Origin of the sequence: Virgisporangium ochraceum, assembly GCF_016863655.1 — a bacterium.
GTDB lineage: Bacteria > Actinomycetota > Actinomycetes > Mycobacteriales > Micromonosporaceae > Virgisporangium > Virgisporangium ochraceum.
This window is the reverse complement of record NZ_BOPH01000019.1, coordinates 1-6,796: the sequence shown is the minus strand read 5'-3', so window position 1 is coordinate 6,796 and position 6,796 is coordinate 1. Positions and strand designations below refer to the sequence as shown.

Below are 6,796 nucleotides of genomic sequence, written 5' to 3'. Positions count from 1 at the left end.
GGGGCTAACCCGCGACGGTCCCCGCGGCGGCTTCGGTCGCGCGCAGGACGCGCATCGCGTTGTGCCACGTCAGTTTGCCGAGGTCGGAGTCGGTCCAACCGCGCCGGGCCAGTTCGGCGAGCAGCGCCGGGTACGTGCTCACGTCGCCGAGCCCGTCGGGCAGGGCGCCCACGCCGTCGAAGTCGCCACCGAGGCCGACGCAGTCGACGCCGGCCACCGATCGCACGTGCTCGATGTGGTCGGCGACGTCGGTGAGGTCGCACGGCGGGCGCGGGTTCGCCGCGAGCCAGGCCGCGCGGGCGGCCTCGGCCTCCGCGGAGGCGTACTCGAAGCCGACCTCGGCCTCGGCCCGGACGGAGTCGGCCATCCACGTGCGGCACTCCTCGGTGAGGAACCCCGGGACGAACGTCACCATCACCACCCCTTGCGACGCGCGCACCCGTTCCAGGACGTCGTCGGGGACGTTGCGGGGGTGGTCGCAGCGGGCCCGCGCCGAGGAGTGGGAGAAGAACGCCGGCGCGGTGGACACGTCGAGCGCGGCGTGCATCGTCGCCGGCGCCACGTGCGAGAGGTCGACGAGCATCCCGAGCCGGTTCAGCTCCCGCACCACGTCGCGGCCGAAGTCGGTGAGGCCACCGTGCGCGGGCTCGTCGGTGGCGCTGTCGGCCCACGCGGTGTTGTTGTTGTGGGTCAGGGTCAGGTAGCGGACGCCGAGGCGGTGCAACGCCCGCAGCGCCCCCAGCGAGTCGGCGATGCAGTGCCCGCCCTCCGCGCCCAGCAACGACGCGACCCGGCCTTCGCCCCGGGCCTTCTCCACCTCGTCGGCGGTCGTCGCGAGCGCGAGGTGGTCGGGGTGCCGGGCGATCAGGCGGTGGACGAGATCGACCTGCTCCAACGTCGCGGTCACCGCTTCGTGACCGGGAACGTCGCACGGCACGTACACCGACCAGAACTGGGCACCGACCCCACCGGCACGCAACCGCGGCAGGTCGGTGTGGAACCCGTCGGCTGACAGGTCACGGTTGACATCGGGGTTGCCGCTCATCCGGCGCCGGCGCAACTGCCAGGGCAGATCGTTATGACCGTCGATCACCGGTGCCGCGGCGAGGAGCCGCCGGATGCGCTCGTCCATGGAGAACCACAGTAGATCGATATTTGCGCGGCGGCCGAGAGGCGCGTTCTACGGTGAGGCTGTTCCTGGAAGGGGGAGACCACATGGCTAGGAACCAACCGTACGACTTCACCGACGACGATGACGCCGGCGGCTACGGCTCGCACTACACCTCGGAGTCCGGCTCGCACACCGTTTCGGAGTCCGGCACGCACTCCGGTAGCAGCACGTCGAGCCCGGCGACGTACTCGACGTCGACCCCGTCCTCACCGGCCGCACACGGCACGCTGGGCGCCAACGGCCTCACCAGTGCCGACATGGGGCTGACCGGCATGGGCGAGGACATGCGCGCCACCCCGGACGACACCGGCCGGTCCGGGACGCCACCGACCTCGATGTCGCCCGCGCAGGAGGCCGCCGGGGCGGCGACGAAGACCGCGCCGAAGACGTCGACGAAGTCCTCGTCCAGCACCGGCGCTTCACCGACGTCGATGGCGAAGAAGCGGGGCAACCAACCCCGGTAGAGCCGACACCGACACGACAGCGGGCGGGTCGCTTTCGCGACCCGCCCGCTGTCGGTTTGTATTACGGACTACTCGTGGATCAGAAGTCCATGTCTCCGCCGCCGGGGGCGCCACCGGCCGGGGCCGGGGTCTTCTCCGGCTTGTCGGCGACGACGGCCTCGGTGGTGAGGAACAGCGCGGCGATCGACGCGGCGTTCTGCAGCGCCGAACGGGTCACCTTGGCCGGGTCGATGATGCCCGCCGACAGCATGTCGACGTATTCACCGTTGGCCGCGTTGAGGCCCTTGCCGGGCTCCAGGTTGCGGACCTTCTCGACCACGACGCCACCCTCGAGGCCCGCGTTGACGGCGATCTGCCGCAGCGGGGCGTCGAGCGCCAGCTTCACGATCTGCACACCGGTGGCCTCGTCGCCCTGGAGGTCGATCTTCTCGAAGGCGTTCTTGCCGGCCTGCACCAGCGCCACACCACCGCCGGGGACCATGCCCTCCTCGACGCCGGCCTTGGCCGCACGCACCGCGTCTTCGATGCGGTGCTTGCGCTCCTTGAGCTCGACCTCGGTGGCAGCACCGATCTTGATGACGGCGACGCCACCGGCCAGCTTCGCGAGCCGCTCCTGGAGCTTCTCGCGGTCGTAGTCGGAGTCGCTCTTCTCGATCTCGGCGCGGATCTGCGCGACCCGGCCGGCGATCTGCTCCTGGTCGCCGGAGCCGTCGACGATGGTGGTCTCGTCCTTGGTCACCTGGACCTTGCGGGCGCGACCGAGCATGTCGAGCGTGACACCGTCGAGCTTCAGACCGATGGTCTCGCTGATGACCTGGCCGCCGGTGAGGAAGCCGATGTCACCCAGCATCGCCTTGCGGCGGTCGCCGAAGCCGGGGGCCTTGACGGCGACCGACTTGAAGGTGCCACGGATCTTGTTGACGATCAGGGTGGCCAGCGCCTCGCCCTCGATGTCCTCGGCGATGATCAGCAGCGGCTTGCCCGACTGCATGACCTTCTCCAGCACCGGGAGCAGGTCCTTCACCGCGGAGATCTTCGAGTCGACGATGAGCACGTAGGCGTCCTCCAGGACGGCCTCCATGCGCTCGGCGTCGGTCATGAAGTACGGCGAGATGTAGCCCTTGTCGAAGCGCATACCCTCGGTGAGCTCGAGCTCGAGGCCGAAGGTGTTGCTCTCCTCGACGGTGATGACGCCTTCCTTGCCGACCTTGTCCATCGCCTCGGCGATGATGTCGCCGACGCTCGCGTCGCCGGCCGAGATCGACGCCACGGAAGCGATCTGCTCCTTGGACTCGACCTCCTTCGACAGACCGGCGAGCTGCTCGGCGACGGCCGCCACGGCGGCCTCGATGCCACGCTTCAGGGCCATCGGGTTCGCACCGGCGGCCACGTTGCGCAGGCCCTCGCGGACCAGCGCCTGGGCCAGGACGGTCGCCGTCGTCGTGCCGTCACCGGCAACGTCGTCGGTCTTCTTGGCGACCTCCTTGACCAGCTCGGCGCCGATCTTCTCGTACGGGTCCTCGAGCTCGATCTCCTTGGCGATGCTCACACCATCGTTGGTGATGGTGGGGGCGCCCCACTTCTTCTCGAGTACGACATTGCGGCCCTTGGGGCCGAGCGTCACCTTCACGGCGTCGGCGAGGACGTTCATGCCCCGCTCGAGGCCACGGCGCGCCTCTTCGTCGAACGCGATAATCTTGGCCATTCGGCGTTGTCCTCCTGGACAGTTCGCGGCCCGCCAAGAACACAACGGCGCACCGCCTAGGTATCCACCTTGTCGCCGGATCGCGCGCGCCATGGCACCCGGGCGCAAGCCCGGGGCACACAGTGCCCGACGATCCGCCGGCCGGGGCGGACAGCCCGCGACGACTGGCCTCCCACCGCCGGCGAACCGGCGATCGGTGGCCCTACCGCACCGACCTGATTGGCACTCGGCAGCAGCGAGTGCCAAGGTCTTGTTTAGCACTCTCGGCGGTCGAGTGCAAGGAGACCGCGATGAACGGACGGTGGGGCGCCCCTATCCGGAGCCCGCTACCCCGGCATCGAACCGGACGGCGTCATCGGATGCCCCTATCGGGGCCGCAAACGGAAAGATCGCTGCTTCCGGGGAAAGTGGCCGTACTTTCCAACCGCAAACAGCGATCCCGATCAACATTTTGGTCTGCATCTTCCACGCACGTCGTCTACGCACGCCTTCCACACACGTCTTCGGCACATGTCTTCCAACACGTGTCTCCGACAGGTGGTCTTACAACTGGTCCTACAACTGGTCTTACAACCACGCGGGGCACCGACCTCCACCCCTCAGCAGAGGGCGGCGAAGCGGTGCCCCGTCAGTGGTGCGAGCAGGGTTCAGGCGATGACGCGTACCTTCTCAGCTTGAGGCCCCTTCTGGCCCTGAGCGATCTCGAACTCGACGCGCTGTCCGTCCTCAAGCAGCTTGTAGCCGTCCATCTGGATCGCGGAGAAGTGGACAAAGACGTCCGGCCCTCCGTCGACCGCGATGAAACCGTAGCCCTTCTCGCTGTTGAACCACTTGACGGTGCCCTGTGCCACGGTGCACTTCCTCACTTCGGTGGTGCTGGCGCCGCGCCCATTCCCGGCTCGCCGCCCGGCGCAGCGGTCGCAGCGCCGAAACGCACGCTACACGAGCGTTCCCAACGCCGCACTCCCCTGATTCGGACACTTCGACGTTGCAATCCGGGTGTCGCACACGTAGGAAAGCGGGGTGCGCATCAGGCAGGCTCACATTGATGACGGTCCCCAGCTGTGGGGTTTGCGGCTGGAAATGCTGGCCGACGCCCCACTGGCGTATCTCGACACGCTCGACCGCGCGGTCGCGAGGGGCCTCGGCGAATACCACCACCGTGTGCGGGGCTGGGTGACGGAACCTGACCGAACGCTGTTCGTCGCGGTGCGGGACAGCGCTCTCGTCGGCCATCTCGGCGTCGTGGACGAGCGCGGTTACACCGGTCTGGTGATGGCCTACGTGACTCCGGCCGTCCGCGGGCAGGGGGTGTTGAAAGGGTTGGTCGACGCGGCGGCGGAATGGTCCAAGGACGCCGGCCGCCGGGAGTTGCTGCTCGAAGTGATGGAGCGCAATCACCGCGCGATCCGTGCCTATGAAAAGCTGGGATTCACCGCGACCGGCAACCGCCACCCGCACCCTTACCTGACACCGTTCATGGAACTGGAGATGGTGCGGCCCGCATAGCGGCAGGTCGTTTCGTCAATCACGTTGACCGAACTGTGCGGCTAGCCGACAGGAGCCGCTTCCCGCTCGTCACCCCTCGGCAGTTCGCGCATGGTGCGAAGCGGCGAGAAGAAGACGGGAAGGAACGCCAGGCACCCACCGACCATGCCGATCATGACGGTTTCCCGCACGCCGACCCGGGCACCCAACACACCGCCGAGCAGGCCGCCGACCGGCATCGTGCCCCACACCAGGAACCGCATCGTGGCGTTCATTCGGCCGAGCAGCCGCTCGGGCGTGAGGCCCTGCCGGAAACTCACCTGCGCGATGTTGTAGACGACGGCGCCGAACATCATCGCGCCGAAACCGAACGCGGCGAGCCAGAGCTTCCACCCCGGTTGCACGGTCGCCATCAGCAGACCGAACGGAGCCGTCGTTCCGATCGAGATCCAGATCGTCGGGCCCTGCCCCAGCCACCGCGCGATCCGCATCGCGGCGAACGCTCCGACCAGCCCGCCGATCGACCCGGTCGACATGAGCACACCGATGGTGCCGGCCGGCACGTCGAGCTCGTCGGCGAGCAGCACGAGGAACATGGTCATCGCGATCGAGGTGCACAGGTTCGAGCTGCCGGTGCACATCGCGATCGACCGCAGCAACCGGTTGCCGAGGACGAAGCGCAGCCCCTCGCCGATCTCCCGGCCCAGGTGCCGGTCGGCGGCCGGCTCGGGCTTCGGCTCGCGCTTGCGGATCAGCCCGACGAAGACCGCCGACAGCAGGAAGCTGACCGCGTCGGCGACGATCGCGACCGGCGCGGTGAGCCACTGCACCAGCAACCCACCGGCGGTGGGACCGGCGACGTGGCTGACCCCGCGCACCGCCTCCAGCTTGGCGTTGCCCTCGACGAGGTTGTCGCGGCCGACCAGGTGCGGCAGGTAGCTCTGGTACGCGACGTCGAAGAACACGGTGAACACACCGAGAAGTAAGCCGACGGTGTACAGCTGCGGCATGGTGAGTGTGCCGGCCCACCACGCCACGGGCACCGAACCCAACAGGACGGCGCGGGCGACGTCACCGAAGATCAGGACGCTGCGGCGGCGCATCCGGTCGACCCAGGCACCGGCCGGCAGTCCCACGAGGAGGAACGCCGCGGTCTCGCAGGCGGCCAGCACGCCCACCTCGAGCGGCGACGCGTCGAGCGCGAGGATCGCCACGAGCGGCAACGCGATGTGGGTGACCTGCGTGCCGACCTGACTGATCGTGTCGGCGACGAACAGCTGCCGGAAGTCGTGTTCGCGGAGCAGGCCGAAGCGGTGTTTCACCGGCACAGCGTCATCGACTGATTGGGAAAAGTCAACCAGTTAGGCTGAGGGCGATGAACGCACCGGAGTACCTGCCCGCGGCCCGTCGATGGCCGGAGCGCCGCGCCGCCACCGAGGCCGAGGCGAAGGCGCTCGCGTCGTCGGTGCGGCTGCGGATCCTGCGCATGTGCCTCGACCGGGAGCTCACCAACAAGGAGATCGCCGAGCGGCTCGACGCGAACCCGGCCACCGTGCTGCACCACGTCCGCACGCTCGTCGACACCGGGTTCCTGGAGGCGAGGCCGCCGCGACGCGGCAAGCGCGGCTCCCGCGAGGTGCCGTACCTCGCCACCGGCAAGTCGTGGGCGATGGACGAGCACAGGTCGACACCGGCGATGATCGAGGCGTTCGTCGACGAGCTCCGCGGCGTCGACCTCACGCAGGACGCGCTCTTCACGCGCCTGGGCCTACGGCTGACCCCCGAGCAGCACCGGGACCTGCGCGACCGCCTGCACGAGGTGATCATGCACTTCGCGGAACTGCCCCTGGCACCCGAGGGCCGCCCCTACTCCGTGTTCGTCGCGGTGCACGAAGACCCCAGCCGCGACCAACCAGCGTGAGCCCTCGCAGCGCTCTGCTGTCGCCCTCCGACGCCCCCTTCTCCGCC

7 protein-coding genes are annotated in these 6,796 nt (G+C 68.8%); 3 read left to right on the top strand and 4 right to left on the bottom strand.

The window, feature by feature from the left end:
- Nucleotides 1–4: 4 nt before the first annotated feature.
- Nucleotides 5–1,132, bottom strand: a complete 1,128-nt coding sequence (locus Voc01_RS07630) for a dipeptidase (protein ID WP_203926577.1) — start codon at nucleotides 1,130–1,132, stop codon at nucleotides 5–7.
- An 83-nt stretch (nucleotides 1,133–1,215) separates the two neighbouring features.
- Here Voc01_RS07630 and Voc01_RS07625 point away from each other — a divergent pair, with 83 nt between their 5' ends.
- A complete protein-coding gene (locus tag Voc01_RS07625) occupies nucleotides 1,216–1,635 on the top strand; it encodes a hypothetical protein (RefSeq protein WP_203926576.1) in 420 nt (139 codons plus the stop codon).
- Between the two features lie 79 nt (nucleotides 1,636–1,714).
- Here the strand turns inward: Voc01_RS07625 and groL are convergent, their stop codons facing one another.
- Nucleotides 1,715–3,340, bottom strand: coding sequence for a chaperonin GroEL (gene groL, locus Voc01_RS07620; RefSeq protein ID WP_203926575.1), 1,626 nt, complete (start codon nucleotides 3,338–3,340; stop codon nucleotides 1,715–1,717).
- 647 nt (nucleotides 3,341–3,987) lie between these two features.
- A complete protein-coding gene (locus tag Voc01_RS07615; protein WP_203926574.1) occupies nucleotides 3,988–4,191 on the bottom strand; it encodes a cold-shock protein in 204 nt (67 codons plus the stop codon).
- A 172-nt stretch (nucleotides 4,192–4,363) separates the two neighbouring features.
- Here Voc01_RS07615 and Voc01_RS07610 point away from each other — a divergent pair, with 172 nt between their 5' ends.
- Entirely contained in the window at nucleotides 4,364–4,849 is a 486-nt protein-coding gene (locus Voc01_RS07610) for a GNAT family N-acetyltransferase (protein WP_239160028.1), read from the top strand.
- Nucleotides 4,850–4,890: 41 nt separating this feature from the next.
- Here the strand turns inward: Voc01_RS07610 and Voc01_RS07605 are convergent, their stop codons facing one another.
- Nucleotides 4,891–6,150, bottom strand: a complete 1,260-nt coding sequence (locus Voc01_RS07605; protein ID WP_239160027.1) for an MFS transporter — start codon at nucleotides 6,148–6,150, stop codon at nucleotides 4,891–4,893.
- 53 nt (nucleotides 6,151–6,203) lie between these two features.
- On the opposite strand from Voc01_RS07605, the gene Voc01_RS07600 reads away from it, so the two are divergent.
- On the top strand, nucleotides 6,204–6,749 hold the full coding sequence (locus Voc01_RS07600) for an ArsR/SmtB family transcription factor (RefSeq protein ID WP_203926572.1): 546 nt from the start codon (nucleotides 6,204–6,206) through the stop codon (nucleotides 6,747–6,749).
- Nucleotides 6,750–6,796: the final 47 nt, after the last annotated feature.

What these genes read in the sequence shown, in the direction of transcription:
- Voc01_RS07630 (WP_203926577.1), bottom strand. Translation starts at nt 1,132, where the DNA reads ATGGACGAGCGCATCCGGCGGCTCCTCGCCGCGGCACCGGTGATCGAC.
- Voc01_RS07625 (WP_203926576.1), top strand. Translation starts at nt 1,216, where the DNA reads ATGGCTAGGAACCAACCGTACGACTTCACCGACGACGATGACGCCGGC.
- groL (WP_203926575.1), bottom strand. Translation starts at nt 3,340, where the DNA reads ATGGCCAAGATTATCGCGTTCGACGAAGAGGCGCGCCGTGGCCTCGAG.
- Voc01_RS07600 (WP_203926572.1), top strand. Translation starts at nt 6,204, where the DNA reads ATGAACGCACCGGAGTACCTGCCCGCGGCCCGTCGATGGCCGGAGCGC.